The organism is Pseudonocardia ammonioxydans, from assembly GCF_900115005.1.
Taxonomy (GTDB): domain Bacteria; phylum Actinomycetota; class Actinomycetes; order Mycobacteriales; family Pseudonocardiaceae; genus Pseudonocardia; species Pseudonocardia ammonioxydans.
Genome location: NZ_FOUY01000131.1, coordinates 1 through 2398 on the forward strand (window position 1 = coordinate 1; position 2398 = coordinate 2398).

Sequence of the window (2398 nt, forward strand, 5' to 3'; positions counted from 1 at the left end):
TCCCGCAACGGACGCGCCGTCTACTTCGACGACCCCAACGGCCACGTCATGGAAATCATGACCACCCCCCACACCGACCACTGACAGCCGCCGGCGAGCAGCGGCCGGGCTACGAGATCAAGCGGTGCGGCGCTCGCGGGTCAGCGCAGAATGGCCGACGATCGCGGCGTCGCTGTCCTGTCTGTGACCAGCGCGTCCTCCGGAGCCGTTGCGCGGCGGCCGGGTCCTTATCTCACTGAGCTGGCCACGGAGAATCTCATGGCAACGCCACCTACCTCAGCCCCCCACGGTCCGGCGGCCGCCGTCGACCGGCGGCAGTTCATCTGGACGTTTGTCGGGCTGGTTCTGGCGATGTTTCTGGCTGCCCTGGACCAGACGATCGTCGCGACCGCCCTGCCCACGATCGTCGGTGACCTCAACGGTCTCGAGCATCTCTCCTGGGTGATCACGGCCTACATGCTGGCGGCCACCATCGGCCTGCCGCTCTACGGCAAGGCCGGCGACATCTACGGCCGAAAGCCGATCTTCGTCTTCGCGATCGTCGTCTTTCTTCTCGGTTCGGTGCTGTCTGGGCTGGCTCAGGACATGAACCAGCTCATCGCGTTCCGGGCCCTGCAAGGCATCGGTGGTGGCGGTCTCATGATCGGGGCGCAGGCCATCCTTGCCGACATCGTCTCGCCCCGCGAGCGCGGTAAGTACATGGGCGTGATGGGTGCGGTGTTCGGGGTCTGCTCGATCGCCGGCCCACTGATCGGCGGATTCTTCACCGACAGCGTCGGCTGGCGGTGGATCTTCTACATCAACATGCCCCTCGGCGCAGTCGCCCTGGTCACCGTGATCTTCGCCCTTCGCCTGCACAAGCCGGTCGGTGCCCGCCCGCGCGTCGACGTGGCGGGTACTGTCCTGCTGGCAGTGGCCAGTGCGGCTCTGGTCCTGCTCACCAGCTGGGGCGGGACGACCTACGCCTGGGGTAGTGCCCCGATCCTCGGGCTTGCCGCGGTCGCTGTCGTCGCCGGTGGGCTCTTTGTGGCCGCGGAGCGGCGGGCCGCGAACCCGATTGTGCCGTTGTCGCTGTTTCGGGACCGCAACTTCACCCTCGCTGCAGCCATCGGGATCACCATCGGTATCGCGATGTTCGCTGCCGTGGCCTACCTGCCGACCTTTCTGCAGATGGTAGAGGGCGCCGACGCCACGGAGTCCGGCTTGATGATGATCCCGATGACGGTCGGGATGCTCACCACCTCCATCGTTACCGGCCGGCTCATTTCCGCGACCGGGCGCTACACGCTGTACCCCATCCTGGGTGGGTTCGTCTCCATCGGCGGCCTGTTCCTTCTCGGGCAGATCGACGAGACCTCGTCCTACGCCTATACCGCCACCGCCATGCTCGTCCTCGGCCTCGGGGTGGGCTGCTCCATGCAGAACCTCACCCTCATCGTGCAGAACAGCGTCCCGTATGCCGTACTCGGTGCCGCGACGTCGGCACAGAGTTACTTTCGTCAGATCGGGGCGTCGCTGGGGATCGCCCTGTTCGGTTCCATCTTCGTCAGCCGTCTCACCGCCGAGCTCACCGTGTCTCCGGCCGGTCCGGACCCTCTGGCAGGCGGCGGGGGTGTCGGCTCCCTGACTCCGCAGAGCCTGGCCGATCTACCCGAACCGGTACAGCACCTCATCGCCCACGCCTACGCCGCCGCCCTGCCGCCGGTGTTCCTGTTCGGCATCCCGATCGTCGTGCTCGGGCTCCTGGCTGCCTTCTTCATCGAGGCGCGCCCCCTCGGCACGCGTCTCCCCTCCCTTGCCGAGACCGGGCCCGCAACACCGGAGAGCTAGCGGTATGCCGATCCCCGCCCGTTACCAGGCAGGCCCCCACTCAGTGCCGACACCGGCGTTCCCGGCCGATGACGCGGCGACCCCGCAGCCGTCGCGCCCGGCCACGCCGCGGCGCTGTCGGCTCAGGGCCTATGTCGCGCTCACCAAGCCACGCATCATCGAGCTGCTGCTCACGACGACCCTTCCGACGATGATCGATCCTCGCGGCGGCCGGCTGGCCGGGCTGGTGGCTGGTCACGACCACGCTCGTCGGTGGCTCGGCTGCGGCCGGACCGGCGAACGCCTTCAACATGTACTTCAACCGTGACATCGACCGGGTGATCGGACGCAGGGCGCCCGCTGGTCACCGGCGAGCTCGCCGACCGGGAAGCGCTGGTATTCGCCACCGTGCTCGGCCTGGCTGTGGACGATCAGCCAATTCCCCCGGGCTGCGCTCAAGTAATTCCCCCGGGTCCAGCCTCGGTGGGCAGTCTAGGGACTGTCAACTTTCCGGTGTAACTGAAGCTGGTTGAGCTAACGGCGACCGGCGGACAGGCGCCCGTCGAAGGCCATGTCGAAGGCGTTCAGA

General features: G+C 67.4%; 1 protein-coding gene. It reads left to right on the forward strand.

Annotated elements, in window-relative coordinates; translation table 11 throughout:
* The first annotated feature begins 150 nt into the window (after window positions 1-150).
* Window positions 151-1830 carry an MDR family MFS transporter gene (locus BM093_RS34575; RefSeq protein ID WP_218163076.1) on the forward strand — a complete coding sequence of 560 codons (1680 nt, stop codon included), beginning with the start codon at window positions 151-153 and terminating at the stop codon, window positions 1828-1830.
* Window positions 1831-2398 lie beyond the last annotated feature (568 nt).

What these genes read in the sequence shown, in the direction of transcription:
- BM093_RS34575 (WP_218163076.1), top strand. Translation starts at nt 151, where the DNA reads ATGGCCGACGATCGCGGCGTCGCTGTCCTGTCTGTGACCAGCGCGTCC.